General features: G+C 59.5%; 20 protein-coding genes and 5 pseudogenes. 20 read left to right on the top strand and 5 right to left on the bottom strand.

The genetic code is table 11. The annotated features are described in order from the left end of the window. Positions 1-10: 10 nt before the first annotated feature. The 5 genes and pseudogenes from EJ078_RS09695 to EJ078_RS09680 all read left to right on the top strand — a co-directional run bounded on the left by EJ078_RS09695 (position 11) and on the right by EJ078_RS09680 (position 6,192). A complete protein-coding gene (locus tag EJ078_RS09695; protein ID WP_127316362.1) occupies positions 11-970 on the top strand; it encodes an ABC transporter permease in 960 nt (319 codons plus the stop codon). A gap of 8 nt (positions 971-978) precedes the next feature. After that, positions 979-1,803, top strand: coding sequence for an ABC transporter permease (locus tag EJ078_RS09690; protein WP_208721356.1), 825 nt, complete (start codon positions 979-981; stop codon positions 1,801-1,803). Then, positions 1,803-3,470, top strand: a complete 1,668-nt coding sequence (locus EJ078_RS09685) for an ABC transporter ATP-binding protein (protein WP_208721354.1) — start codon at positions 1,803-1,805, stop codon at positions 3,468-3,470. The genes EJ078_RS09690 and EJ078_RS09685 overlap by 1 nt, the downstream gene beginning before the upstream one ends. A 504-nt stretch (positions 3,471-3,974) precedes the next feature. After that, positions 3,975-4,224, top strand: a pseudogene (locus EJ078_RS30290) (IS110 family transposase); the annotation flags it as partial. 741 nt (positions 4,225-4,965) lie between these two features. After that, positions 4,966-6,192 carry an acetyl-CoA carboxylase biotin carboxylase subunit family protein gene (locus EJ078_RS09680; protein WP_208721352.1) on the top strand — a complete coding sequence of 409 codons (1,227 nt, stop codon included), beginning with the start codon at positions 4,966-4,968 and terminating at the stop codon, positions 6,190-6,192. 86 nt (positions 6,193-6,278) lie between these two features. On the opposite strand, the gene EJ078_RS09675 is transcribed toward EJ078_RS09680, so the two are convergent. Further along, a complete protein-coding gene (locus tag EJ078_RS09675; RefSeq protein ID WP_208721350.1) occupies positions 6,279-6,419 on the bottom strand; it encodes a hypothetical protein in 141 nt (46 codons plus the stop codon). Positions 6,420-7,276: 857 nt separating this feature from the next. Between EJ078_RS09675 and EJ078_RS09670 the strand changes: the two genes are divergently transcribed. The 5 genes from EJ078_RS09670 (at position 7,277) to EJ078_RS09650 (ending at position 13,218) form a co-directional block, all read left to right on the top strand. Then, positions 7,277-8,554 (top strand): KamA family radical SAM protein, encoded by a 1,278-nt coding sequence (locus tag EJ078_RS09670; RefSeq protein ID WP_208721348.1) that lies wholly within the window; start codon positions 7,277-7,279, stop codon positions 8,552-8,554. A gap of 844 nt (positions 8,555-9,398) precedes the next feature. Beyond that, positions 9,399-10,088 carry a CoA transferase subunit A gene (locus EJ078_RS09665; RefSeq protein ID WP_208721346.1) on the top strand — a complete coding sequence of 230 codons (690 nt, stop codon included), beginning with the start codon at positions 9,399-9,401 and terminating at the stop codon, positions 10,086-10,088. Continuing rightward, a complete protein-coding gene (locus EJ078_RS09660; protein ID WP_348627291.1) occupies positions 10,066-10,725 on the top strand; it encodes a 3-oxoacid CoA-transferase subunit B in 660 nt (219 codons plus the stop codon). Before EJ078_RS09665 ends, EJ078_RS09660 begins: the two co-directional genes overlap by 23 nt. Before the next feature lie 7 nt (positions 10,726-10,732). Beyond that, complete coding sequence (locus EJ078_RS09655) at positions 10,733-12,034, top strand: ArgE/DapE family deacylase (protein WP_208721339.1); 1,302 nt, start codon at positions 10,733-10,735, stop codon at positions 12,032-12,034. 2 nt (positions 12,035-12,036) lie between these two features. Then, positions 12,037-13,218: an acetyl-CoA C-acyltransferase gene (locus tag EJ078_RS09650; RefSeq protein ID WP_208721337.1), complete on the top strand. Its 1,182-nt coding sequence runs from the start codon at positions 12,037-12,039 to the stop codon at positions 13,216-13,218. Between the two features lie 84 nt (positions 13,219-13,302). Here the strand turns inward: EJ078_RS09650 and EJ078_RS09645 are convergent, their stop codons facing one another. From EJ078_RS09645 to EJ078_RS09625, 4 genes and pseudogenes are all read right to left on the bottom strand, one after another. Further along, entirely contained in the window at positions 13,303-13,827 is a 525-nt protein-coding gene (locus EJ078_RS09645; RefSeq protein WP_208721335.1) for a GNAT family N-acetyltransferase, read from the bottom strand. A gap of 65 nt (positions 13,828-13,892) precedes the next feature. Then, a complete protein-coding gene (locus tag EJ078_RS09640) occupies positions 13,893-14,252 on the bottom strand; it encodes a RidA family protein (protein ID WP_208721328.1) in 360 nt (119 codons plus the stop codon). A 17-nt stretch (positions 14,253-14,269) separates the two neighbouring features. Beyond that, positions 14,270-15,444: pseudogene (locus EJ078_RS09635) on the bottom strand (FAD-binding oxidoreductase). 526 nt (positions 15,445-15,970) lie between these two features. Beyond that, entirely contained in the window at positions 15,971-16,108 is a 138-nt protein-coding gene (locus tag EJ078_RS09625; RefSeq protein ID WP_208721322.1) for a hypothetical protein, read from the bottom strand. 433 nt (positions 16,109-16,541) lie between these two features. Between EJ078_RS09625 and EJ078_RS30830 the strand changes: the two genes are divergently transcribed. The 10 genes and pseudogenes from EJ078_RS30830 to EJ078_RS09580 all read left to right on the top strand — a co-directional run bounded on the left by EJ078_RS30830 (position 16,542) and on the right by EJ078_RS09580 (position 25,808). Next, positions 16,542-16,862: a transposase gene (locus EJ078_RS30830; protein WP_348627317.1), complete on the top strand. Its 321-nt coding sequence runs from the start codon at positions 16,542-16,544 to the stop codon at positions 16,860-16,862. Then, a complete protein-coding gene (locus tag EJ078_RS30825) occupies positions 16,838-17,110 on the top strand; it encodes a transposase (RefSeq protein WP_348627290.1) in 273 nt (90 codons plus the stop codon). The genes EJ078_RS30830 and EJ078_RS30825 overlap by 25 nt, the downstream gene beginning before the upstream one ends. 42 nt (positions 17,111-17,152) lie before the next feature. Continuing rightward, positions 17,153-18,449 (top strand): annotated as a pseudogene (locus EJ078_RS09615) (IS1182 family transposase); the annotation flags it as partial. 141 nt (positions 18,450-18,590) lie between these two features. Then, positions 18,591-19,033 (top strand): annotated as a pseudogene (locus EJ078_RS09610) (transposase); the annotation flags it as partial. 115 nt (positions 19,034-19,148) lie between these two features. Further along, positions 19,149-20,171 (top strand): annotated as a pseudogene (locus EJ078_RS09605) (IS110 family transposase). A gap of 494 nt (positions 20,172-20,665) precedes the next feature. Then, positions 20,666-21,013 (top strand): hypothetical protein, encoded by a 348-nt coding sequence (locus EJ078_RS09600; RefSeq protein ID WP_208721320.1) that lies wholly within the window; start codon positions 20,666-20,668, stop codon positions 21,011-21,013. 205 nt (positions 21,014-21,218) lie between these two features. Further along, positions 21,219-22,280, top strand: coding sequence for a C45 family peptidase (locus tag EJ078_RS09595; protein WP_208721318.1), 1,062 nt, complete (start codon positions 21,219-21,221; stop codon positions 22,278-22,280). A 105-nt stretch (positions 22,281-22,385) separates the two neighbouring features. Further along, entirely contained in the window at positions 22,386-22,532 is a 147-nt protein-coding gene (locus EJ078_RS09590; protein WP_208721316.1) for a hypothetical protein, read from the top strand. A 733-nt stretch (positions 22,533-23,265) separates the two neighbouring features. Beyond that, entirely contained in the window at positions 23,266-24,867 is a 1,602-nt protein-coding gene (locus tag EJ078_RS09585) for an ABC transporter substrate-binding protein (protein ID WP_208721314.1), read from the top strand. Beyond that, positions 24,867-25,808 carry an ABC transporter permease gene (locus tag EJ078_RS09580; protein WP_208721634.1) on the top strand — a complete coding sequence of 314 codons (942 nt, stop codon included), beginning with the start codon at positions 24,867-24,869 and terminating at the stop codon, positions 25,806-25,808. Before EJ078_RS09585 ends, EJ078_RS09580 begins: the two co-directional genes overlap by 1 nt.

The following is a 25,808-nucleotide window of genomic DNA, read 5'->3' as shown; positions in this document are numbered from 1 at the left end:
CATAGTGCTTATGGGCTCGCCAGTTCTGAGGCTGGTTGCCCAGCGCGTCGCGCTGGGCATTCTCCTCCTATTCGCCGTCTCCGTGCTGATCTTCGCGGGCACCCAGATCCTTCCAGGCGACGTGGCGCAGTCGATCCTCGGTCAGGCGGCCACGCCCGAGGCGGTCGCCAATCTGCGCCGGGAGCTTGGGCTGAACGACCCTGCCTATGTGCGCTACTTCCACTGGCTGGGCGGGGTTTTGACCGGCGATCTCGGTACCGCGCTCACCACGCGCCAGGAGATCACGGCGACCCTGATGCCACGGCTGTGGAACACGCTGTTCCTCGCCTTCTGGGCTGCCGTGGTGTCAGTTCCACTCGCCATCGTCCTTGGGCTGCTGGCGGTGCGCTACCGCAATGGCCCTATCGATAAGACCATTTCGGGTTTCGCGCTGGCGTCAACATCGCTGCCTGAATTCTTCATCGGCTATTTGCTTATTTTATTCCTTGCCGTGAAGCTCCAGTGGTTCCCGTCGATCTCGACCGTCTATGACGGCATGCCCTTCCTGGAGAAGCTGAAGGCGATCGTGCTGCCGGCAACGGCTCTGGTGTTTGTCGTACTGGCGCACATGATGCGCATGACGCGTGCCGCCATCCTGAACGTGATGCAATCGGCGTACATCGAGACGGCTGAGCTTAAGGGCCTTTCCGCCTTCGACATCATCCGCAAGCACGCCCTCCCGAACGCCATCGCGCCCATCATCAACGTCGTCATGCTCAACTTGGCCTTTCTGGTGGTAGGCGTCGTCGTTGTCGAGGTGATCTTCGTCTACCCGGGCATGGGGCAATATCTGGTCGACCACGTCGTCAAGCGCGACGTGCCGGTGGTCCAAGCGGTCGGTCTCATCTTTGCTGCCGTGTACATTGGGCTCAACATCGTCGCGGACGTCGGCGCGATCCTTGCCAACCCGCGCCTGCGGCATCCGAAGTAGGGACGGCTATGTTCGACTCAAAGAATCTCTCCGTCAGTGCCGGCATCGGCCTCATCCTCACCGCGCTGTTCCTCCTCTGCGCCCTTTTCGCCCCGCTGATTGCACCTTTTGGAATGAGCCAGATCATCGGCGACATCTGGGAGCCGATGTCGTCCACGCACTGGCTGGGGACCGACAATCTGGGGCGAGACCTGCTCTCGCGCATGGTCTATGGCGCCCGCACCACCATCTTCATCGCCGCCATGGCCACCGCCTTGTCTTTCTCGCTCGGCGCCATCCTCGGCTTCATGGCGGCGGTCGTTGGCGGTCTGGTCGACACGCTGATGTCGCGCTTCGTCGACCTCTTGATGGCGATACCGACGCTGATATTCGGCCTAGTGGTGCTGTCGGTGCTGCCCTCGAATAACGTGACGCTTATTCTCGTCATGGGGGTTCTGAGTTCGACACGCGTTTATCGCCTCTCGCGCGCCGTTGCGGCCGATATCAACGCAATGGACTTCGTCGAAGCAGCTAAGTTGCGCGGTGAGAGTCTCGGCTGGATCATCTTTTGCGAGATCCTGCCCAACGCACTGTCGCCGCTTGTGGCGGAACTTGGCCTGCGTTTCATCTTTTCGGTGCTGTTCCTTTCGGCGCTCTCATTCCTCGGGCTCGGCGTGCAACCGCCGGAGGCCGATTGGGGCGGCATGGTGAAAGAGAATAAGGACGGCATTGTCTTCGGGATACCTGCCGCCCTCATCCCGGCCGCTGCGATCGCGATGCTGTCAATCTCCGTCAACCTGGTAGCCGACTGGGTGCTTACCCGCACCGCCAGTCTCAAGGGAGGACGGGAATAATGGTTAAGGTTCACGCAAAGCCGCGGCGCGAAAACAGCGCTCTGCTCGACATCCGCAATCTTAAGGTCGAGGCGACCGTCTATTCTCCTGGCGAGAAGCCCCGCGACGTGACCATCGTGGACGGAGTCTCGCTGCTATTGAATCGGGGCAAGGTGCTGGGGCTGATCGGTGAATCCGGCGCCGGAAAGTCGACCATCGGCCTTGCCGCAATGGGCTATGGCCGCGGCGGCGTTCGTATCACCGGCGGCGAGGTATTCCTGAACGGCCGCGACATCCTCAAGGGCGGCGTCCGAGATTTACGCAGGGTGCGCGGGAGCGAGGTCTGCTATGTCGCGCAGTCGGCTGCTGCCGCTTTCAACCCCGCGCACCGGCTCATGGACCAAGTGGTGGAAGCAGCGCTTCTGCACGGCGTCGCCACCAAGGCGGAGGCGGAGAAGCGCGCGCTGGCGCTGTTCACGAAACTCCGCTTGCCCGATCCCAAAGGCATCGGCTTCCGCTATCCACATCAGGTGTCTGGCGGCCAATTGCAGCGCGTGATGACTGCGATGGCGTTGTGCTCCGAACCCGACCTGATCGTATTCGACGAGCCGACCACAGCACTCGACGTGACGACGCAAATCGACGTGCTGGCAGCCATCAAGGATGCTATCCGCGACACAGGCGTCGCGGCGCTCTACATCACCCACGACCTTGCGGTGGTGGCCCAGGTCTCGGACGAGATCATGGTGCTGCGGGATGGTAGGACGGTGGAGCATGGCGAAACTCGGCAGATCATCGAGGCACCGCGCATGGACTACACGAAGGCATTGGTTTCGGTGCGCTCGATCGAGCATGAGGAGAAGGGACCTACGCCGATGCCGCTGCTCTCTGTCGAGCACGTCACCGCTGCCTATGGCGGCGGTGCTGTGAAGGTTATTCAGAACGTCTCGGTGGAGGTCCATCCTGGCCAGACGCTGGCTGTCGTCGGGGAATCCGGCTCGGGCAAATCGACGCTCGCCCGCGTCATGACAGGGCTGCTGCCGCCGATCGCCGGCAGCATCACTTTCGCCGGACGCACGCTCGAACCCAGGCTCGCCGACCGCTCCAAGGACGACCTGCGTGAATTGCAGATGATCTATCAGATGGCCGACGTTGCGATGAACCCGCGCCAGACGGTTCGCACCATCATCGGCCGGCCGCTCGAATTCTATTTCGGTATGCGAGGAAAGCAGCGCGATGCCAGGGTCGCCGAACTGCTCGACGAAATCGAGATGGGCAAAGGCTTCATCGACCGCTATCCGGCAGAGCTTTCGGGCGGGCAGAAGCAGCGGGTCTGCATCGCCCGCGCGCTGGCGGCAAAGCCAAAGCTCATCATCTGCGACGAGGTGACGAGCGCTCTCGATCCGCTGGTGGCCGACGGAATCCTAAAGCTTTTGCTTCGTCTACAGAAGATTGAGGACGTGGCTTACCTGTTCATCACGCACGACCTCGCGACCGTGAAGGCTATCGCGGACTCAATCGCGGTTATGCATCGAGGGGAGGTGGTCCGCTACGGGTCGAAGATGCAGGTGCTAACACCGCCGTTCGACGCATATACCGACCTCCTGCTATCTTCCGTACCTGAAATGGAAGTAGGTTGGTTGGAGCACGCAATTGACGGTCGCCGCATGGAGAGCGCGGGGAATTGAGCTCAACGGAGGCTTCACAACTGCGGCGGTTGGTCCAGGGCCTGGTTCAGGAGGGCAAGCTCGAAATCGTTCCAGTAGGTCTGCAACTCCTTTGTTTGCCAGCATAGCTCGATCGCCGACTAGCGTGCTCAACGAAGAAGAGTGAGTGGCGCACCGCAGCCCTGCGATATTCACGAGGACGAAGCCAGCCGCCGTGGATGGGTCTTCTAGCAGCAGGCCGTCTTTCGGCCGGCCAGGGCAGGTGCTGGCCTATCTCGGCCCGTTATATACCGACGGCGTCGCATCGCCAATTCCCGCCTGATCAGCTGGCCGACGGCAAGTCTCGTTATCCAACCGCACCAAGCGAAGTTCATGAGGCTCGATCCGACGAGTTCATCCGCCGCCTCCCGCACACACTGCCGCTTGAGCGCGAGCGTTCCCTTGAATTTCGTTCGTGTCCAGAACTTCGCTGGCGCACATCTGATGCAGCAACGTTGCAGCCGACGGCCAGACGCTTGCGCCCGGACCGGAAGGCGGTGGCGTCGCCCTTAGGTCCTGGACATCCGTGCCGAGCACGACCATCTGATGGACGTGCTGCAGGCATACGGCCGCCCTTTGGTCTGCGCCGTTGACGCAACCGGAATTATCGCCGGCCAATTTGGCACCTGGCTGAAGCGCGTTTTGAGGTGCGGCTGGTGTCGTCGGTAGCACTGGCCCGAACACGAGAAAGTTGCACAACAGCTGGGACAAGAACGATCCAGAGGATTCCCAGGTGTGCGGCAAGCGAAAGCTGGCCTGAATGCTCGCGCTCGTAGCGCACCGCCGGGTCGGCCGGATTGAAGTCCGTCAACGCCCGCGCGAGCACCCGGCTCACCTAGTCGGCGAAACGGCAACCTCGTGCGCGATGTGCTCGCTGGTGAAGCGCTGGCGCCACATCGCCACGATCGGTCGATGATCGGCTGCTCGGTCGCGCTGGGGTATGTCTGGGCGCGACGAGCGGTCGGCCGTGCCGGCCCGGCCCTCGGATTACAGCGCTCGACTCAAAGCGCCACAAGACGTTCGCCGTGACCGCATTTTTCGACGCCGCCTAGGCTCGCGAAGGGCTGCCTTCTATACCGACAGCGCCATTTCCTCTCGGCGCAGCGGGGCTAGACGGGCATTCTTACGGATGTCCATTCGGACCCTCAGCGTGGTAATTCCAATCTCCTCGGCGTTCGAATGGAGAACACCAAGTCGGGCGATTGCGCTGCTCCTGGCTCCGGCTAGCCTATGACCGCCTGGTCAGCTTATGTTCTAGATCTCTGCGGGTCGAATTCCTTTCCTATTATCCGAATTGTCAGGACCTCCATTCTACATTGCCGGCCCAGCACATTTGCAACAGATCCTTTTAAATAACTTTACCAAACTTTGCGAGCGCGGATCGCTGACAATGGTACCTTCGCCGTAAGGTCCGAGATCGGGCGGCGAAGAAAGCGGTGGGACCGCAGCACAGCACACAACGTGGAGTTAGCAGCAAATGGCAAGAAGAGCGCTTATCCTCCTTGAAGGCACAAGGTACAATGGCTTGCTATACATTCAAGCGGCCCAGCGTCTGGGTCTTCGTCCAATTACCCTGTCGGCTGATCCAGCTCAGTACGACTATCTTGCAGCGGAAAGCGTTGAGGCGATCCGTGTTGATACTGACAATCTCGAAGCGCTAATCAGCGAATGCTCCCAAGTAAGTGCGACCTGTGACATTGCTGGCATTACGACCTCCTACGAGCCCTTCCTTGCGACAGTTGGCAAGCTCTGCCGCCGTTTCGATCTGCCGGGACCGAACCCCGCATCAATTGAACAGTGCTGCGACAAGTTCAGTCAACGTCAGCTCCTCGCCCAAGCCGGCGTTCCAATCCCTGATTATCGCTTAGCAACGGATGCGGCGGACGTAAAAGGCGCTGCTGCGGAGATCGGGCTGCCGGTCATTCTCAAGCCGGCCGTAGGCAGCGGCAGCTACGGTGTCCGATTGTGCCGCGACGTCGATGAATTGGTTGAACATACGACCTATCTTTTGGGCGGACAGCATATATGGGACTCTTCGCCGAGGATACTAGTGGAAGAGTTCGCGCAGGGCCCGCTTTATTGGGCTAGTATAATGGGAGATGAGGTCATTGGCATTGAAGCCTCTGAGTTCGGCCCCCTACCGCATTTCGTCTATCGTGGGGGTATCTTTCCAGCACTGCTCACTGATGACGAGCATGAGCGTATAGCCGATGTCTCGCTGAGCTGTTTACGCGCTCTCGGCCTTGTCTGGGGTCCAACACACATTGAATTCCGGTGGACGAAGCGTGGCCCAGTCGTCATTGAAGTGAATCCGCGTCTTGCTGCCGGTCCAGAGGCGGTTCAACTGGCTTACGGTATCGATCTGATCACCGAGCACATCAAGCTTGTCATCGGCGACGAATGGGATTTGCGCAGAAGAAATTCGCACATTGCGGCCTGGCGGGCTCTACTTCCTGATCGCGATGGCACTCTCGATTGGATCGACGGTGACAGTCAGGCTGCGACTATATCAGGTGTCGCCGAGGTGAAATTGTATGTCAGACCCAAGATGCCGATCGTCAGGAAAGGCGATTACCGAGACTGTATGGGACGTGTTATCGCCGTTTCACCTGATCTTGCTCAGACCAAAGCGATACTTCAGCGTGCGGTCGAATTGATCGACTGGTCGATCACACCATTTCCGACCGTTGGCGAACAGGAATGATACGCGGCCCTCATGTCCCCCACCGGCGGAGTTGACGCCAGATAACCGCTAATCGTCGCCGAATAGGCACGAATTTCGCCACTCGGTCAGGTCGCTGGCTTGACATCGGCGACCACCTCGTGGATGACGGCGCACACGATGCGCTTCTTGAACCGCGCGTCGGTCGTTGCCGCCGACCAGACAGTCTTGGGATCGGCAGCGAGCGCGGCGGCGTGTGTTGGCGACATGATGGCTACAATGTCGAGCCATCATGCGCGGCAATCCTACTCTCTATCTCACCGACACGCGCGAGCGCCCGGTTCCATCGCAACTCCAGTTCCGCCGCGACCCAGCCGGTTCTGCGGATCCATAGCGTCGACTGCCAGAATGCCCGATCTGCGCTGTAGCGTGCCGCCATGGAGGACCACGCCGCGCAGATCATCGACAAATTGCCAGCCATTTTGCGAGGAAGAACCTGAACCGTTGGACATGTGATCGAACAGGGTAATTGTGGTCAGGCTTGGCTTTTTTGCAGAACTTGGCGCACACAACCGCCCAATGTCAGCAGGTTGGGCTGCCCGATCTTATAGCGCCCGGAGTTGACGGTATTGGTGTGAGTCGGTTTGGCCGGCTCGCGGTGTGAGATAAATTCGGTCGTGTCCTGCAGGATAACGGGTCCTTCACTCGCAGGAACGTGCGCTGCGGTCGCGGCCAAATGGCGGGCGAGAACGAATGTTAGGACACACGCGGATTATCAGAGAGGCGGAAGACCGCGTTTCGTCGCCGCCCATCGCGGATAGGACCCCTCGGGCCACGGGAATTCTCGCGTTGGTCAATGATTTCTTGCTGTCGCATGTCCGACAAAGTCGGACATGCGAATATTAGTACTAGCGTATCGTATTGTTGTAAAAAGACTATCTCCTTTGGCACGCTTCATGCGTCAAGATCGGCAAACGCTTCACCGACTGGGAGAATCCTCCATGTCCATGCTCAACGATTGTGCTGTTGCCGCCCTCAAGTCGGAGGTCCCCGCGAAAAACTGCAGATTGACGAGGGCGCCATCCACGCGGTCAGCATCTTTCGTCTTTTCAGGAGCGAAGTTCCGATGAGCCGTATTGCGCATGAGGTGAGGCACGAGTTCGCAGACGCTGCATGGCAAGAGCGCCATGCTGTTACTCGCGTTGACCAGCTGCGCGAATGGATGGGGGTCGACGCCGACGGCGGTCTGATACGGGACATTGAGCTCGGCCTCGCGCGTGCGCCGATGGCGATGCGGATCACGCCTTATGTGCTGAACTTGATTGACTGGTCCAATTTCCTTCAAGACCCAATTCGCAAGCAATTCATTCCCGTTGGAAGCGAAATTCTTCCATCTCACCCGTTACTAAAAATGGATTCGTTACATGAACGAGAAAGTTCACCTGTAGATGGACTGGTGCATCGCTATCAGGACAAGGCACTTTTACTCGCAACAGATCGCTGCCCGGTCTATTGTCGTTTTTGCACCCGCAGTTACAGTGTGGGTCTAGACACGCAATCGGTCTCGAAGAAAAGGGCTTCTCCATTCCAGATGCGCTGGGATGCTATCCTGGCATATCTTCGTGCGACCCCAGTCATTGTTGACGTAGTAGTGTCGGGAGGAGATTGCTTTCGGATCAAACCTTCCCGACTTTTGACGGTCGGCATGAGCCTTCTGTCTATCCCCTCAATTCGCCGCATCCGATTCGCGACGAAAGGCCTTGCTGTACTGCCTATGAAAATCACAAGCGATCATGAATGGACTGATGCTCTTGTCAACATTAGCGATGCTGGCCGGAATCAGGGCGTAGAGATTTCATTTCACACCCACTTCAACCATCCTGGAGAAATCACCGACTACACCATTGCGGCTGCAGAGCTTCTTTTCAAGCGGGGAATAAGGATGCGCAATCAGTCGGTTCTGCTGGCTGGCGTAAATGACAATCCCGAGGTTATGAAAAAGCTCGTCAAAAAACTATCAGGCCTACATATCCAGCCTTACTACGTGTATACTTGCGATCTTGTCGACGGAATCGAGCATATGCGGTGCTCGGTAAGACTAGCATGTCAGTTAGAAAAGGCCGTACGCGGGATTACGGCTGGGTATAACACTCCGTTGTTCGTTGTCGACACGCCGGGAGGCGGTGGAAAGCGCGACGTCCATAGCTTCGAGCATTATGATAGTCAGACTGGGATTGCTCTGTACCGGGCTCCATCTGTGCGGCCGGACCAGCTCTTCATATATCCGGACCCTTTGCAGTCTCTCTCTTCAGATGCGCAGGCGGCATGGTTAGATCCCCAGCGCGCCAATCGTATACTGAGCGACGCGGTTGAGGCCGTTCGAGCAAAATCGATGGCGGTTTGAATGACCGAGCTAAGCGGCATTTGTTGCCCAATATGGTTTCGGGGATTGAGCACAACGCAATGGCTTCCCGTACGGCGATCCGTTCTGCGTCAGGCTGAGGTAAGCGTGTTTGAGACCTTTCTGTCGCAGCGGCCAACCGTCGCCTCAATCACGACCGCTGCGAAGAGGCGTGCCGCATGTACTGACCACCGCTGGAGCAGCTAACGCGTACGATTCCAAGGCCTCGCCCGCGCCCGAATATTTCTGGGTGCCAGCACCATGCATGGGCCGCTCAGATCCGGAAGTGGCGGATATATTCAGTCGCTACAGTGGGGGCGGGAGCAGCACTGGCCCGTTATCGAGTGGACGAAGCGCGGCGATGACTGCAATCGAGCGCTGCCAAACGTCGGCACTGCAGTGCGACTGCTGTATAGCGGATCCGTCCGCAACACCATCACGACGGAGATCGACAGTGCGGAGCACAGCGCAATCTCGTCAAGGCCGACGAGGCTGCAGACGTTCTTGCCAGATGAATTCCGAGCACAAACGTCGACATGGGTCCGTTTCTCTCGTTCCGAAGGAGCAATCTGACGGTTCGCTCCTTAGAGAGGCGCCATGCCCTAATCACAGCGATCCTGCCGATAGCCCCGACACGGCTTTCAAACGAGCTCTAACCTCCGGTGCAGCTCCCTTTAAATCGCGGGGCGTCGACCGCCCAGCATTGCCGAAACTTATATGCTCCGTTCACGGTATCTATTTGCTCATGCCCCTCCCTCATGATGTCATTTCCACGCATAACTGGCGCCAGGGATAGCGGTTGTGATGGTGAAGCATTTGCCGGAGCTAATCCGGATAGGAGAATAGGGTGCGTAACAAACTAACGGAAATCGAAGAGGCGATTACAGGAATACGTGACGGGATGACCATTATGATCGGCGGTTTCGGTGTGCCGGGAACGCCTTTCACCCTGCTGGACGAACTGGTGCGTCAGGGGCCTAAGAACCTCACGATTATCAAGAACGACGCAAACGAGATCGGGATGGGCATAGACCATCTGTTGAAGGCCGGTCTCGTCGAGAAACTGATCGCGTCGCACATTGGCCTGAACGCCAGGGCGGTCGAGCAGATGAATGCCGGCCGACTGAAGGTCGAGTTCAACTCTCAGGGCATTCTGGCCGAACGCATCCGCGCCGCCGGCGCCGGACTGATGGGGATCGTGACCGACATCGGGATCGGCACGATGCTGCAGAACGGAAAGACGGCGATTGACATGGACGGTAGGACTGCGCTGATCGAGACTGCGCTTAGGGCGGACTATGCTTTGATTCATGCCGTACAGGCAGATACCTTCGGCAATTTGAAATTTGCCGCGACGGCGCGCAATTTTTCGCCGCTCATGGCGATGGCCGCCGGGACAACGGTCGTCGAGACGGAGGAAATCGTCGCCCTTGGTGAGCTTGCGCCCGACGAAATTCATACGCCCGGGCCGTTCGTTCAAAAGGTCGTCGGTCTCCACGTTATCAGCGAGGCATATGATGTCGTCCGACGCGCGTGAAATGATGCTGCGCCGTGCGGCGCGCGAACTCAATGATGGCGACACCGTCAATCTCGGCATAGGGTTGCCTACGAAGGTGCTGGCCCATCTCGCCCCCTCGATAACAGTGTGCGTTCATTCCGAGAACGGAGTGGCCGGCATGGGCCCTCTGGCGGACTATACCGCAGCCGATCGGAACCTCATCGATGCGGGCGGCAACTACATCACCACGCTGGCCGGCGCTTCTTACTTCGACAGTGCGGTTTCGTTCGCGATCATCCGCGGCGGAAATCTCGATCTCACGATGCTGGGGGCCTTTGAGGTTGCGAGCAACGGCGATCTCGCCAACTGGATAATACCGGGAAAGTTCACGCCCGGGACAGGGGGCGCGATGGAATTGGCCCAGAAGGCACGACGCGTCGTCGTGCTGACGACACACGTGGACAAGGCCGGAAAACCGAAGCTGGTAGAGCAATGCACACTGCCTCGGACTGCTCAGCGGTGCGTTCACAGGATAATCACCGACCTTGCCGTCGTCGACGTGTCATCGGGCGGCTTTGAACTTGTTGAATTGTTTGCTGGCGTTTCGGTCGAAGAGGTGAAGGTTAAGACCGGTGCCCCGCTCATAATCCCGCACCCCCCTGTCGTTTTCAATTGAGGATCTAATGGATTCGAACTTTCGCCAGACCGTCCTGCACGCGGTGAACAGCGCGTTCGATCGACAAACAGACTTCCTGAAACAACTCTGCCGCTTTCCGTCGGTACGCGGCCATGAGCAGTCGATTCAGCTCTGTTTGGCGGACGCGCTTCGCAGCCGCGGTTACGAGACGGACGTGTGGGAGATCAACGAGCAGGATCTTGCCGATCTTCCCGGCTTCTCGCCGGTGCTCGAGCCTTATGCGCAGGCGCTCAACGTGGTCGGGAAAAGCACCAGCCGGAGCCCCAAGGGGCGCAGCCTCATACTGAACGGACATGTGGACGTAGTACCCACCGGTCCGGTTTCTATGTGGAGCAATCATCCCTTCGAGCCGTATGTCGAGGACGGTTGGCTTTATGGGCGCGGTGCCGGCGACATGAAGGCCGGCCTCTCGTGTAATCTTTTCGCGCTGGATGCCCTTGCCTCGCTCGGCTTTCGGCCGGCTGCCGATTGCTACCTGCAATTCGTCGTGGAGGAGGAGTGTACGGGCAACGGTGCGCTCGCGTGCCTGCAAAGAGGGTACACAGCCGATGCCGCGGTCATTCCCGAACCGTTCGGAGAGGCGCTCGTCACCGCGCAGATTGGTGTATTATGGCTCCAGGTACGTCTGAAGGGCATTCCCTCGCACATTGCCCATGCCAGTACAGGCGTAAACGCGATCGAAGCGGCACTACCCCTGATTTCTGCGCTTCGGGATCTGGAGACGCGGTGGAACGACGCAGCGCGTCGGCCGACGGAGTTTGAAGGCGTCGATCACCCCTTGAACCTCAACATAGGACGGATCGAAGGCGGAGATTGGGCATCGAGCGTTCCGGCTTGGTCGACTTTCGACGTTCGCATGGCGATTTATCCGGGAGACGATATTGACGCGGCCGAGCGGGAGCTTCGGCAATGCATCGCGTCGGCTGCGGACACTTCCGACTATCTGCGGCAGAACCCGCCGGAGGTCATCTGCCATGGCTTCCGTGCGGAGGGTTACAGTCTGGGGCGCGATTGCTCCGAGGCGGCGACGAATGCCATAGAGCTGCTGGCTGCCATGCACCAGATCGTCAACGGATCCCCCATGGCGCGCACGCCGATCACCGCCACGACCGATGCACGCTACTTCGGTCTCTACGCCGGTATGCCGGCGCTGGTGTACGGGCCGGTCGCAGAGCGCATCCACGGCTACGACGAGCGCGTACACCTCGACTCTGTAAAGCGTGTCACGCAGTCGATTGCGCTCTTCATCGCTGCCTGGTGCGGGCTCGAACCGATCGAAAGGACTTAGGAATGCAGGACATTGCCATCGTATCAACGGCACGCACGGCAGTCGGCAAGGCTTATCGCGGCTGTTTCAACAACACCGAGGCGCCGTCGCTCGCTGGCCATGCCATGAAGGCGGCCGTCACCCGGGCGGGCATTGACCCGGGCATGGTCGACGACGTCATACTCGGCTGCGCCGTGACCCAAGGGACGAGCGGCGTCAATGTCGCGCGCCACGCCATTCTCGCGGCTGGCTTCCCGGTCTCGGTAGCCGCCATGACCATCGACCGCCAGTGCGCCTCCGGCCTGTCGGCCATAGCGGCCGGCGCCATGCAGGTCGCGTCCGGCAGCAGCCGGGTCGTCCTGTGCGGCGGGGTTGAATCAATCAGTCTTGCGCAGAATGAGCACATGAACCGGTACCGCGAGCGTGATCCTGCAGTGGAGGCATCCTACCCGCTCTACTATATGTCGATGCTGCAGACGGCCGAGCGGGTGGCCGAAACGTACGGCATCACCCGTGAACGTCAGGACCACTTCGCAGTGCAGAGCCAAGAGCGCGCGCGCGATGCGCAGCGGCAGGGAAGGTTCGATGCGGAGATCGTTCCAATCGTCGTCTCACAACTGGTGAAGGATCGTGACAGCGGCGCCATGTCCTGCAGGACGCTGTCTGCGGACAGGGATGAAGGCCCGCGCGAGAGCACCTATGAGGGATTAGCGGGCCTGAAACCCGCACTGGAGCATGGGCGGTATGTGACGGCCGGCAATGCCAGTCAACTCTCGGACGGCGCAAGCGCTCTCGTTCTCATGGATGTCGAAACCGCCGGGCGGGAGAACCTGAAGCCGCTGGGAATTTTCCGCGGAATCGCGGTTACCGGCTGCGCGCCTGAAGAGATGGGCATCGGCCCCATCCTTGCGGTCCCGAAGCTTCTTGCCCGCCATGGGATTGGAATTGATGATATCGACCTGTGGGAGATTAACGAGGCTTTCGCAGCGCAACTGCTGGCGTGCACTGATCGCCTGGAGATTCCGGCCGAACGCCTCAACGTCAATGGCGGCGGCATCGCGCTCGGCCATCCCTACGGCATGACCGGGGCGCGGCTGGCGGGACATGTGCTTATCGAAGGCCGGCGCCGTGGGGCCAGGTTGGCAGTCGTCAGCATGTGTATCGGTGGCGGGCAGGGTGCTGCGGCACTCTTCGAAATCTGCTGAATGGGAGACGGCCATGCCGAAGGGCCTTGCGCGGCCCCGACTGGTGCCCATCGGTTGTGGCGAACGGCAGCGGGTCTCACCTAATCAGCGAAGTAGGATCGCCCCCCTTTGATCCAGCGTCAGAAGCCGCATCGCCATCGGCACATCTGCGACGACCCGGAAGCCGGCCTTCTTGTAGATTGCCAGTGCCGCCGGATGATCGAGCGAGCAGGTCTTGAGCACGATGCGCCGCACATCGGCGGAAAAGGCCGCCGCCATTGCCTCGGAGAGTAGCCATTTGCCGAACCCGCGCCCGGCCACGTGCTCCATCAGGCCGAGGTAGACAATCTCGACGGTCTCTTTGTCACGACGGTCGAGATCGAAGAAGCCTGCCGGCGCGCCCTCGATCAGCAGCAGACGCATGTCGCGTTGCGGTGCATGGATGCGGGCAGCTAGGTCTGCATCGCTCAGGCAAAGAGAATCCTGCCAGTGCCACTTGCGTCCAATCCTATCGACAAGGTAGCGATAGAAATGAAGCGGTGGTTGCCTGAGGGGCAGCAGCAGGCCAACATTGCCATTGTGCTGGCCAAGTGTACCCCAGTTCTCTCGAGTGAGGTCAAGCGTCTTCATCGAGATTTCGACTTCGAGGCCGTCGGGCGCAATAGCTGTGTCTGTCGTCATTGTAGCTCGAACCTTTAGACGGTGGGACGTTGCGCCGCCGTAAGCATTATTTCCACGTCGTAGTTCGGGACGAGTGCGGAGCCGACACTCGCGCGCGCCGGCACGGACCCGTGCGGAATCCATTTCTCGTAGGCTGCCGTCATTTCTGCCCAGTGTTTCATGTCGGTGAGCCAGATCGTCACCTGCAGGATACGCGACTTGTCGGAACCGCTCAGGGCCAGCAAGCGGTCGATATTGGCAAGGGCTCCTTCGGTCTGCTCGGTGATAGAAGCATTCGGCGATCCGACTTGGCCACAGAGATAGACGATGCCGTTGTGGACGACAGCCTGGCTGTAGCGTGGGCCGGGCTCGATATGGGTGATATCGTCGTTCATGGATGCTCTCCTTTTTCTCATGCTTCGCTGCGTGCGAGGAAACGGTCGCGGGCGAGCCGCAGGCGCGCCCCCCAGCCGAGCAGCGGCTGCGGCGGCAAGCGCTGTGGCCGGCTGCGCTGTTCAATCAGCGGTATCCATTCACTGTCCTGACGGGCGGCGAGGTTGGCAACTTCACGCCCCAGGAGATTTGCAAGGCCAAGGCCGTTGGCGTTGTAGCATCCGGCAACGAACAGTCCGTCGGCAATCCTGCCGAACACATGATGTCCATTCGCACTCAGGCAGACGATGCCCGACCAGGAATGGGTGAAAATCTGTGGGCTTAGTGCCGGAAACCGCTCCGTAAGTGCGCGGGCATGATCAATTTTTCGTCGGACAAGCGCTGTGGGATCGAGTGACATGCGCCCCGGTACCTCGCAGGTGTTCCGGACGAGGATGCGCCGGTCGCGTGTCAGCCGGATCGTCGCTCCCATGGCATCGGCCGACAGAAGGCCATATGGCTTTGGCGCACCGATCGCTGCGTATTCGTCGTCCGTCAGGGGGCGGCTCATGCTCGCGGTAAGCTGCAGGGCGAAGCTGCGGTGCTGGCGAATACCGACTTCGGGCATAAATCCGTTGACTGCCATGATGACGTTGCGCGCGACGACCTCGCCGGAAGGCGTCTTCAGTAGATACCCGCCATTGCCGGATTGCCACGCGATGACAGGCGTGTTCTCGAAGGCCTCGATCGACGGCGGCAGATTGTCGGAAAAGCCGCGCGCTAGTTTGGCGGGCTGCAGCATGACGCTCGTCTTCGTCCATACGGCAGTCGTGTAGAAGCCGGTGCCGATGTGATGGCGAAGCCTTGTCCCGGTCAGGACCTCGTTCGCGATGCCGAGTTCGCCGAGAAGGCGCGCAAATTTCTCAAGCCTGTCGAGGTAGCGCGGGTCGCGGGCGCCATAGAGTTTTCCGCACGTATCCAATCGATGCCGTAGCCGTTGACGAGGGATTGGACTTCAGCGATGGCAGCGAGGGCGAGCTTGTATTTTTGCCGAAAGACCTCGATGTCCGACGCCGTGCCCGTCCCTTCGTTGAGCGTCGCATCGACCAGGAAGCCGGAGTTTCGCGCGCTTGCGCCTTCTCCGACACGGTTGGCCTCCAGGAGGATGATGCGCTCGCCGGGTTTAAGCGTCGCCAGTTGCCGCGTCGCGGCCATGCCCGTGTAGCCGCCGCCCACCACCACCCAATCTGCTTTTTGGGTGCCGTTCAACGTGGGACGCGTCGACCGTTCGGGTAACTGGTTTAGCCATCCGCAGGTCGAATCATTGCCAGGTAGCCGCTTTACTCTCGGCATGTTACTCTCTGCATGGAAACCTCCGTATGTCGCGGCAGCCGGCATGGTTTCACCTGCAACGCGGCTCGATATCGGATCGTTGCGCACGGGGGGCGCCGCGCAAATAGATAAATCGCATGGGTATCATTGCGCGAGCCTATGGCGCTGGCGCGCGGGCTGTTCGGTGTCGACCGGCGCCCCCGGGCCGCAGGGACTGGTAAGAACAGCTTGCCGGCCGGATTATCCGCATTCACCACGCGTAGCCGTCCAGCCCCGCTGGCGCATCAATTTCGCTGGCACTGTTGGAGGTGCCTTAATGTCGATAACCCGCCGAAGAAGTATCCATCCAAGACGCATGTAAGTCCACCGTGACATGGAAAAGACCATCGCCAAACTAACTGCACGCATGTCAATGCCGCTCTAAATTTCCCCAGGTGGCTGAAGTAAATTTCACAATGCTGAGGTCGGCGGCATCGGTGACGTGGCCATTTTCAGTGGCCAATCGCGCGGCCCTAAAGGGCAGCGCGGAGCGGGCATGTTCCTTCATGAGTTCTGCGAGCTAGCGTGGCCGATAGCTCGACCGGTCACTCTGTATTACGCGGCGTGATGCACCTGTCTAGCCAACAGCGAAAGCCCCCTGGCTACATCGGTCGGGCTGGTTGCGCACTGGACGGCCTTAATACGGGTAGTGTGCTGAGAGTTCTGCAAATTCGCTGAGAGGGGGCGGTCATGGCAGGCTGGTGATGTTCAACGTCACCTGATTCCCGCGAAGGAACGCCACCATGACCAAGACTGAAAGTAAGACCGCCAGCGCCGCCGTCAAAGACATTCTGCTGACCGCAAGGTCTGCACGAAGTGATCCGGGCGGTGATGCAGGAGGTGCTCGAGGCCGACATGGACGAGGCTCTGGGTGCTTCGAAAGGCGAGCGCACACCGGAGCGGCTGGGCTATCGCTCGGGTTATTCGCACTCTTGTCACCCGTGTCGGCAAAGCTTGAGCTGCGAGTTCCGCAGGACCGGGCCGGCCGCTTCTCCACCGAGCTTTTCGAGCGTTACCAGCGTTCGGAGCGGGCCTTGGTGGCCACGCTTGCAGAGATGTATGTGCAGGGCGTTTCGACCCGGAAGGTCAAGGCGATCACGGAAGAGCTGTGCGGCCATGCCTTCTCGGCCTCATCGATCTCGGCCATCAACAAACGCCTGGACGAGAGCCTGAAAGCACCGAGCGACCGCTTCAAGAGCCTTTTGCCTACCTCATCCTCGATGCTCGCTACGAGAAGGTGCGCGAAGCCGGCATCGTCATGAACCAGGCGGTGCTGATCGCGGTTGGCATCGACTGGGACGGCCGGCGTCAGATCCTGGCCGTGGAGATGGCAAATCGCGAGAGCCGCTCGGCCTGGAGGGACTTTCTCGTCGGCTTGAAGGCGCGCGGCGGGCGTCGAGCTGGTCGTGTCCGACGATCATGCCGGCCTGATCGCGGCAATCGGCGAGGTGATCCCGGAAGCGGCATGGCAGCGCTGCTACGTGGGGCTGTTGAAGAAGCCTCCTCCTGATGATTCAATTGTGAAATCGTTGATTCTCTGGAGGGGTTCGCGATGCTGGGACGGAAGGAGCGCGATCAGCTTGAGCTATTCATGACTGGCTCGCTGCGACAGCTTATCCCTGATGATCATATTCTCGCGCGGGTCGATCGTGTGCTGGATCTGTCCTGGCTGCGCGACGAGGTGGCGAACCTCTACTGCACCGATAATGGCCGCCCCGGCATCGATCCCGAGGTGGCTGTACGCCTGATGCTCGCGGGTTTCCTGCTTGGAATTGTGCATGATCGCCGGCTGATGCGGGAGGCGCAGGTCAACATCGCGATCCGGTGGTTTGTCGGCTACGGCCCTCCATGAGGCATTGCCCGATCATTCTTCGTTAACGAGAATCCGCCGGCGCTGGGGTGAAGAACGGTTCCAGCGGATCCTTGAGAGCACTGTACAAGCCTGTATCGACGCCAAAATCGCCAAGGGCGAAGTCATTCATGTCGATGCTTCGCTAATCCGCGCCGACGTCAGCTGGGATAGCTTGGCGGTGCGCCACCTTGAGGCGGTGAGCGCGGCGAATGCAGATGAGGAGGCAGCGATCAGAAAAAGCCGCAAGACAGGAAAGTTCAAAAAAGTCTGCATCACGGATCCCGATGCGAGCATGGCGACAAACGCCCGCAACCGCCGTCTTGAGCCCGCCTACAAACAGCATACCATCGTCGATGATCTGCGCGGGGTAGTTCTCGATGTTTCCGTGACCACCGGGGAGATCAACGAGGGACAGATGATCGTAGAACGGATCGAAGCCGCCATGGTGTCGACCGGGTTATGTGTTAGCACCGTCACTGCCGATGCCGGCTATGCCTACGCGAAAGTGTTCGGGGCGCTCGAGCGTCGCGGCATTGATGCGTTGATTCCGGCCAAGGCAGAGCCGATCCGTAGCCCGGTCCCGCTTCGCCGCTTCCGCTACGATGCCAAGCACGACATATTGAAGTGTCCGCGGGGAAAGATCCTACGTCCGACTAGGCCGGTGAAGCACGGCCGCTTCTTCTATTCGCGCTCCAGTGAGTGCGCCGGTTGCGACCTTGCCTCCCTGTGTCTTTCCAAGGGGCGCGTCAACAAAGCGGTTGTTGTGGGTGACGATTATCCCGCGCTGTTGAGCGCGCGCCGGCGTCGAGAGCGATGGTCAGAGGAGGATCAATGTCTCTACCAACGCCACCGGTGGCGCTCGGAGGGCTTCCATGGCGAGGCGAAGAACTGGCACGGACTGGCCCGAGCGATCCGACGGGGTCTCGCCAATATGAAGATCCAAGCCTACCTCACCGCAGCGGCGGTGAACCTGAAGCGGCTGGCTGCCGCTTTGTTTGACCGATTCCTGGGATTGTTGCTGTTGATGCACCCTCTGAACCTCGTTGACGAGACCTGACGAGGGCGTTCGGCAGTTCTGACACCAAGACCAGCGTTGTCTCGGAACAAATGTTGAAAAACCGGCTTTCTCAACAGCCCCTACGTACACTTCCTCAGGAACGCGCTCGATCACCTGCCGAGAAAGCATGGCGACGATTGCCTGCAGGAACTGCGCTGGCTCTACGACCGGCGCGATCTCGCCGAGGCCAAGGCCGATCTCGCCGCATGGCTTTCCAAATGGTCGGCCCGCTACCCACGACTGACGACATGGGTGGAGGAGACCATCGAGTACACGCTGACCTTCTTTCGTCTGCCACGCCACACCACAAGCATCTCAAGAGCACCAACATGCTTGAACGGCTCAACGAGGAAATCCGACGGCGCACCTATGTCGTGCGCATCTTTCCAAACTCACAGAGTTGCCTGCGCCTCGTCAGGGCGCTGGCCGTCGAAACCAACGAAAACTGGATGGAGGCCAACCGCTACATCAACATGGACGACCTGCACGAGCACAAGAAGCTCGCTCTGCGCCAAGCCGCATGACCAGCACCATGGCCGCCCCTTTTTGCAGATGGGGTGGATGCCAGCCTTCTCCGACGGCATCGCAATGTGCCAAAGTTTGTGGTGTTAGCGCCACGCAAAGGAGAGGCAGGCATCCATGGAAAAGGTTACCATCATTGGGGTCGATCTGGCAAAGAACGTCTTTCAGCTGCACGGCAGCTGATGGATCGGTTGTGTTCCGCAAGAAGCTGTCGCGCCTGCAGTTTTGCAAGTTCATGGCGAGTCAACCGGCATGGGTCGTGGCGATGGAAGCGTGCGGCAGCTCGCACTACTGGGCCCGTCAGATGGCTCGGCTTGGCCATGAGCCAAGACTGATTGCCCCGGCCTATGTCAAACCGTTCGTCAAGCGGCAGAAGAACGACGTCGCAGATGCGGAGGCGATCGTCGAAGCAGCGCAACGACCGACAATGCGCTTTGTCGAACCGAAGACCAAGGAGCAGCAGTCCCGGGCTATCGTGTTTCGCACCAGAGAGCAGTTCGTGAATCAGCGAACCGAATTGGTGAATGCGCTGCGCGCGCACCTCTATGAGTTCGGTTATGTTGCTCCGCAAGGCATCGCCACCTGCCACGTCTGGCAGAGATCGTCGAGGACGAGAGCGCAGACCTGCCGGATCTGGTCCGCGACATCTGCAGCGCTCTCCTTGACCAAATCGACCAGTTGAGCAGCCGGCTCGCGGCATTGAAGAAGACGATGGACACGCTGTCCAAGCAAGCTGCAACATCTCGGCGGTTGCAAACCATGCCCGGTCTCGGCCCTATCGCTGCCCTTGCCATTGAAACCTTTGCGCCGCCGATGGAGGCTTTCAAGTGCGGTCGCGATTTCGCCGCCTGGCTCGGGCTGGTCCCTCGGCAGAAGTCGAGCGGCGGCAAGCAACGATTAGGGAAGGTATCGAAGATGGGCCAGCGAGATATTCGGCGGTTGCTCATCATCGGCGCCATGGCTGTGGTTCGATGGGCGTCTCGGAGGCGCGCGCCCGACGGTTCCTGGCTTGCCCGCTTGATGTTGAAGAAACCGCGCATGCTGGTGGCAATCGCGCTGGCCAACAAGATGGCGCGTGGCATCTGGGCCATGCTGACGAAACAGGAGGACTACCGGAATCCGGCGAGGTTGCCTGCGTGATTTGCAACAACGCACCTGAGACCGGGACGTCGGAGATGTGAGGAAGGCATGAACTGCATGGGCAAATGATCGATCAGGCAGGAAAACCAGAGTCAAGTTGAGAGCCCACGCAAGCTCGCTTTGCTGATTTGGACCTGATCCGCGCATCACCATACCGGCCCGCGGCACATGGAACGGCCGCAAATCAAGGCCTGACACATGACCGCACTCGATCACACGTCCAATGCTTCAGGTTCTTCCTTGCAAAATGGCTGGCATCCACACAAGAACTTGACGCACACAACCTTAATACGCCTCGCAGTCCAGCCCCCGGGGTTCACTCTGGTTGTTAACCGCGGGGAAATAGGCAAGCGCCACCAAAGCCCCAAAACCAGCGCCAGAGCTTCTGAAAGCTTGTCGGTTTCGCAGGAAATATCATCGAGCTTTGTGAGCTCACCGAAACTAGGAATCCGTCTTTGGCAAGGTAGGTGGGTTGGTCCGCAGAAGAAGCAGAAATGCTGATATATTCGAATCTGAGCGGTGGCATCAGCTTCGATGAACATGACGAGGAGCTCAGCGAGGCTGACCTTAAGCCCTACTTGCGGCGCATGGCGATGATGTTCCAGGATCCGGTCGGATCACGCTCGCCCGAGGCTGACGGTGCGATTGCCCTGACAGAGCCATTTCGTATCCATGGACTAAGTGTCGCGATGCTGAAGGCGAAGCGGAGCGCCTGCTTCGGATGGTCGGCTTGCCGGCGGACTTTGCTCGCCGCTATCCCCATTAGCTTTCTGGAGGTCAGGTCAGGCGCGTTGGTATACGCGTGCTCTTGCGATGAACCCGGGCTTGATCATTGCCGATGAGCCAACCGCAGGCCTCGCCTGAAACGCGCAGGAACTGACAAGAAAGCGGCTCACAGTACGCTCGCATTCAGCAGACTTATAACCCCTATCTCGATATTCTATTTGATTCCAACCCGTCGGGGCACGAATTTTGCGTTGCATCCGAACGGTCATTGTCGAGGTGCATGTACAATTATAAACCGTGACTCACGTTCAGAGGCCTTGAATGTCCGGAAATCCCATCCGCCGCTTGCGTGCCAAGGGCGACGCGTTCTCGGTCGGCTTCGTCATCGGTCAAGCCACCGCCTCCAGCTTCCGCGAGCGCGTCTTCCGCGAGAACGTCTTTGTTAGCGAGCTAAATCAAATCTTGAACACGCGCTGGCGGGGATCGGACTATCTTAAGTCGCTGGAATCCGCCTCGCGCGCGGCCTATCCCCGCTACGTTCGCGAGATCGAGGGGATCGCCGCAGGCGCCGGGCAGGACTTCGAAACGGTTTTCCTCTTGCATTGCATGGCTGAATTGATGCTTCCCGAGGGCGTCTCCCAGGCCGTGGAAAACAGTGCCGCTGCAGGCTGCACTTCGCTCCTGATTCCGGCGGAAGGCGATGGACCCGCGGTCATCGCCCATAATGAGGATGGCGAGCGGGAGTTTCTCGGTGCCTGCCTCTGGGTCGAGGTCGAACCCGACGAGGGCCCGGCTTGGAGCAGCTTCATGACTCCCGGCATGTTGCCGGGGCAAACATTCGGCCTGAACGAGGCCGGACTCGTTCAGACGATCAACAACATCAGACCCAACGATCTTAAGCCTGGCGTGCCGCGGGAAATCATCAGCCGAGCGATCCTCAGTGCGAAAGGGCTGGACGAAGCGATCGAAATCCTGAAGCGCAAGGACCGCGCCAGCGGCTACCATCACAATCTCGGCGAGGCGAAGACGGGTCGGCTCGTCTCTGTAGAGGCGCCGGCCTCAGGCTGCGTCGTTCGGGAGGTCGCCTCGCCGCGAGCCCACGCCAACCACCTGCTGTTCGGGGAATTCGACGGCCTGGAGCAGACGATCTCCGTCTCTTCGCGCAATCGGCAGGAGGCGGCGGACCGGATGATCGCGGAAGGCGCGCTTGCGGAGGGCGCGGAGGCGGTGCTCTTCGACGAGACCACCCCGATTTATGCGAACGGCTCGGACCAGACCCTGGCCACGAGCGTCTTTGCGCTCTTCCCTGACCGCGTCGAATGGCGTGTGCACGCGGCGCCGGACGAGCGCGACACATTTAGCGGAACAATCCGCGTGGTCTAATGAGGCGCAGCGCCAGCTTCCGTCTGAAGCGGTCCGCGGCGCGCGCGTGCCTTGGATATAAGTTAGAACCTGCGGACTGTAGCGCCTGCCCGCGGCGGCAAGGTGTTGACCGACAGCGAACTTCATCTGCAGCTAGGACGTATCGTCCTGATCAACCGCAATGCGATGATGTCCCAGCCGAACGTGCGGCTGCGGATTTCGCTGCCGTCGACACTGGCGGCGGTGATGGTGAAGGCGCAGAGTGTTTCATGATGCCCGGCTCCGAGCCAAGTGCGGATCTGGTTGGCGGTCGGCAACCGTTTTGGATCGCGGAATTGTTCAGCCAGTGGCGACCTTGGCCCTTGGCCGGCTTCGGCAGCGACGGCGAGATCCTCTCCATCAGGGCCGAAGGCACGGCGGTAGCGCCACTCGATGCCACACCGCCGCGCAAGTCCCTCCTCCACATAGTTGAGCAAGGTGTGTTGAACGCAAGCTTACTCGATCAGGGCCGACGTGGTGATCGATCGCGAGCCACTCCGCAGTTGTCGCCGCTCGCTGACGGGCTTGGAGTGGCCTCTTCGACCAGCACCCTGGACAAGTTCACCCTGCGACGGACGCGAAGATATGGCTATCGTCGAGACGGCAGTCCGCCAATTACGCGAGCACAAAATTCGGGGCTTTGACCGCATGAGCCGTGGTCTCCGCAACGAGAGCTGCGCGGCAGACACACCGACCTCACTGCAAAGCCATTTGCTGACTTGACGCCCACAAGTTTGGTCACGGCACTCGCCTCGCGCGGTCACCTCTTCCGAGGGCAATCGGGTCGCGATAGTTGTTCGACTCCAACCGCTCTGAGTTATCTCAAAACTAGATGACAACGATACGCAAACTGAATTTGACGTAAGTCGAGACAGAACCGAACATAGATCGATTAAATGCTCCTCTAGGTATTTATCTAATAGAGAGGCGCGATAAACGGCGCGACTGCAAAAAGGGGAAATGAACAATGACAGTTTCTCGACGTGAGATGATCAAGGCTGGTTTGGCCGCTGGAGCGTTTTTGTCGGCGCCTTCTGTTCTGCGAGCACAGATCGCCTCAAACGCGGCGGGGACGGCACGCATGGTGGTGCAACTCCCCGATGCATTCGACCCGATTTTTTCGACGGCTACTCCAGCCTTGAACCATGCCCTCATGATTTACGACACGCTGCTTGCGATGGACTCCAAGTTGAGGCCGCAGCCCCAAATGGTGGAGCGGTGGGAGGTTTCGGACGACAAGAAGACGTATTCGTTCAAGCTCCGGGATGGCCTCGGCTGGCACGACGGCACGCCTGTCACCGCTGCTGACTGTGTGGCCTCGATCCGTCGCTGGGGCCAGGTGGACCCCGGCGGACAACTGCTTATCGCTCGCGCCAAGGATATTTCGAAAAAGGACGACAAGACTTTCGCCATTGTTCTTGAAGAGCCGATCGGACTGCTGATCGACATGCTCGCGAGTTCAGGATATTACCTGTCTATAATGCGCGAGAAAGATGCGGCCCGACCAGCAACCGAGCAGGTGACCGCCAATATAGGGTCAGGGCCGTTCCGGTTTAACGAGGCTCTTGCGAAGCCGGGCGCCAGCTTCACGTACGACCGCAATGAAAAATACATACCGCGTAACGAGGCGGCCGACGGATTTGCCGGCGGGAAGATCGTGAAGGTCGAACGCGTCATCTGGGACAATATTTCCGATCAGCAGACTGCTTTTGCGGCTTTGCAGTCGGGTGAGGTCGATTTCCTGGAGGCACCATCTCCCGATCTCTACCCCGTGATCAAAAGCGACCCCAATCTTGAACTCCAAGTTCTTAATGAGTGGGGCGACGTATATTTTATGGCCATGAATTGCCTGCAGCCGCCATTTGACAACGACAAGGCGCGTCAAGCCATGCTTCACGTGGTCGATCAGGAGGCATTCACTCGTACTTCCTCCCTCCCGGAATACACCGGCACCATCACGTCGATGTTTGGAAAGGGAATGCCTTTTTCCAACGAGGAAAATACGGGCTGGTTCAAAAAGGGCGGCGATCCGGAAAAGGCCAAGCAGCTCCTTAAGGAAGCTGGATATGGAGGCGAGAAAGTAGTCGTCCTCCAGCGTACGGACTGGGCTGCAGCCGGCAATATGGCGCAGTTCTTGGCGGCGACGCTACGCAAGATTGGCGTTAATGTGGAGCTTGCTCCCGGAGACGGAGGCGCCGTCCGCGCACGCCGCGCGAATAAGGGTTCTGTTGAGAGTGGCGGCTGGAGCATCTTCATCACGTCGGCTACCAATTTTGAGCTCAGCGACCCGTTCGCCGCACCTTACCTAACCGCGAAAGGCGAGGCGGGCTGGTATGGCTGGCCTAAAAGCGATGAATACGAGGCGCTGCGGGCGAGGTGGCCTTATGTGGCAACGGTCGAAGAGCGCAAAGGGCTGGCTCGCAAGATGCAAGGAATTTGGTGGGACTACGCCCCCCAAGTTTTGTTGGGTCAAGTTCTCACGCCAATCGCAAGCCGCAAGACTCTCACCGGTCTTATTGCTACGCCGACTGGAACACCGATGTGGAACATGCAGAAGGCCTCGGCCTGATGGGGGCCTACATCCTGCGCAGAGTCGTTTCAACCATCGCCGTGATGGCGATGGTTGGGGTCTTCGTGTTCCTGCTGCTTAGGCTGGCGCCTGGCGATCCGGCAGTCATGATCGCCGGCGAGTCTGCCAGCGCGGAGAAGATTGCCGGCATCCACGAAAAATTCGGCCTGAACGATCCTATGCCAGTTCAGTTCATACGTTGGGGAAAGGACATACTCGTCGGCGATTTCGGTACCTCAATCTTTTCCGGACGATCGGTCCTCGAACTCATCTCGCAGCGGCTTGAACCGACTCTTTCCCTGTCGATCCTGACGATGATCCTTTCGATCGCGGTCGGCGTCTCCTTCGGCATTCTTGCCGCTTGGCGAGCGGGCGGTTTTTTTGATCGCATCCTGACCGCATTCGCGACACTTGGTTTTTCTGTCCCGGTCTTTGTCGTCGGCTTTTTTCTCATATACGTATTTGCGATCGGGACACATTGGTTGCCCGTCCAGGGATACCAGCCTTTCGACCATGGCTTCGGCCCATGGCTTTTGCATCTGATCCTCCCGACCGTGACTCTGAGCATTGCTTACATTGCTTTCATCGCCCGGGTCGCGCGGGCGAGCATGCTCGAAGTTCTGTCGGAAGACTATATGCGAACGGCCGCTGCCAAGGGCGCTTCGTCTTATTCAATGCTTTTCCATCACGCGTTGAAGAATGCGGGTGTCCCGATCCTAACCGTGATCGGCATAAGCTTTGCCTATCTGATCTCTGGGGCTGTCATCACGGAAACGGTGTTCAACGTACCTGGTATCGGCCGTCTGGTCGCCGATGCGGTCAGCAAGCGCGACTATCCCATCATTCAAGGTGTACTCATCCTGGTTTCGGGTCTGTACGTCGTTATCAATCTCGGGGTCGATCTTGCCTATACGCTGATCGATCCCCGCATCCGGTACTGA

It is taken from the genome of Mesorhizobium sp. M1A.F.Ca.IN.022.06.1.1 (assembly GCF_003952605.1).
Classification (GTDB): Bacteria; Pseudomonadota; Alphaproteobacteria; order Rhizobiales; family Rhizobiaceae; genus Mesorhizobium.
This window is presented reverse-complemented; position numbering and strand designations above follow the sequence as displayed.

Excerpts from the sequence above, each read along its gene's own strand:
- EJ078_RS09695 (WP_127316362.1), top strand. The coding sequence starts at position 11 with ATGGGCTCGCCAGTTCTGAGGCTGGTTGCCCAGCGCGTCGCGCTGGGC.
- EJ078_RS09690 (WP_208721356.1), top strand. The coding sequence starts at position 979 with ATGTTCGACTCAAAGAATCTCTCCGTCAGTGCCGGCATCGGCCTCATC.
- EJ078_RS09685 (WP_208721354.1), top strand. The coding sequence starts at position 1,803 with ATGGTTAAGGTTCACGCAAAGCCGCGGCGCGAAAACAGCGCTCTGCTC.
- EJ078_RS09680 (WP_208721352.1), top strand. The coding sequence starts at position 4,966 with ATGGCAAGAAGAGCGCTTATCCTCCTTGAAGGCACAAGGTACAATGGC.
- EJ078_RS09675 (WP_208721350.1), bottom strand. The coding sequence starts at position 6,419 with ATGTCGCCAACACACGCCGCCGCGCTCGCTGCCGATCCCAAGACTGTC.
- EJ078_RS09670 (WP_208721348.1), top strand. The coding sequence starts at position 7,277 with ATGAGCCGTATTGCGCATGAGGTGAGGCACGAGTTCGCAGACGCTGCA.
- EJ078_RS09660 (WP_348627291.1), top strand. The coding sequence starts at position 10,066 with ATGATGTCGTCCGACGCGCGTGAAATGATGCTGCGCCGTGCGGCGCGC.
- EJ078_RS09655 (WP_208721339.1), top strand. The coding sequence starts at position 10,733 with ATGGATTCGAACTTTCGCCAGACCGTCCTGCACGCGGTGAACAGCGCG.
- EJ078_RS09650 (WP_208721337.1), top strand. The coding sequence starts at position 12,037 with ATGCAGGACATTGCCATCGTATCAACGGCACGCACGGCAGTCGGCAAG.
- EJ078_RS09645 (WP_208721335.1), bottom strand. The coding sequence starts at position 13,827 with ATGAAGACGCTTGACCTCACTCGAGAGAACTGGGGTACACTTGGCCAG.
- EJ078_RS09640 (WP_208721328.1), bottom strand. The coding sequence starts at position 14,252 with ATGAACGACGATATCACCCATATCGAGCCCGGCCCACGCTACAGCCAG.
- EJ078_RS09625 (WP_208721322.1), bottom strand. The coding sequence starts at position 16,108 with ATGAAGGAACATGCCCGCTCCGCGCTGCCCTTTAGGGCCGCGCGATTG.
- EJ078_RS09600 (WP_208721320.1), top strand. The coding sequence starts at position 20,666 with ATGCTGATATATTCGAATCTGAGCGGTGGCATCAGCTTCGATGAACAT.
- EJ078_RS09595 (WP_208721318.1), top strand. The coding sequence starts at position 21,219 with ATGTCCGGAAATCCCATCCGCCGCTTGCGTGCCAAGGGCGACGCGTTC.
- EJ078_RS09585 (WP_208721314.1), top strand. The coding sequence starts at position 23,266 with ATGACAGTTTCTCGACGTGAGATGATCAAGGCTGGTTTGGCCGCTGGA.
- EJ078_RS09580 (WP_208721634.1), top strand. The coding sequence starts at position 24,867 with ATGGGGGCCTACATCCTGCGCAGAGTCGTTTCAACCATCGCCGTGATG.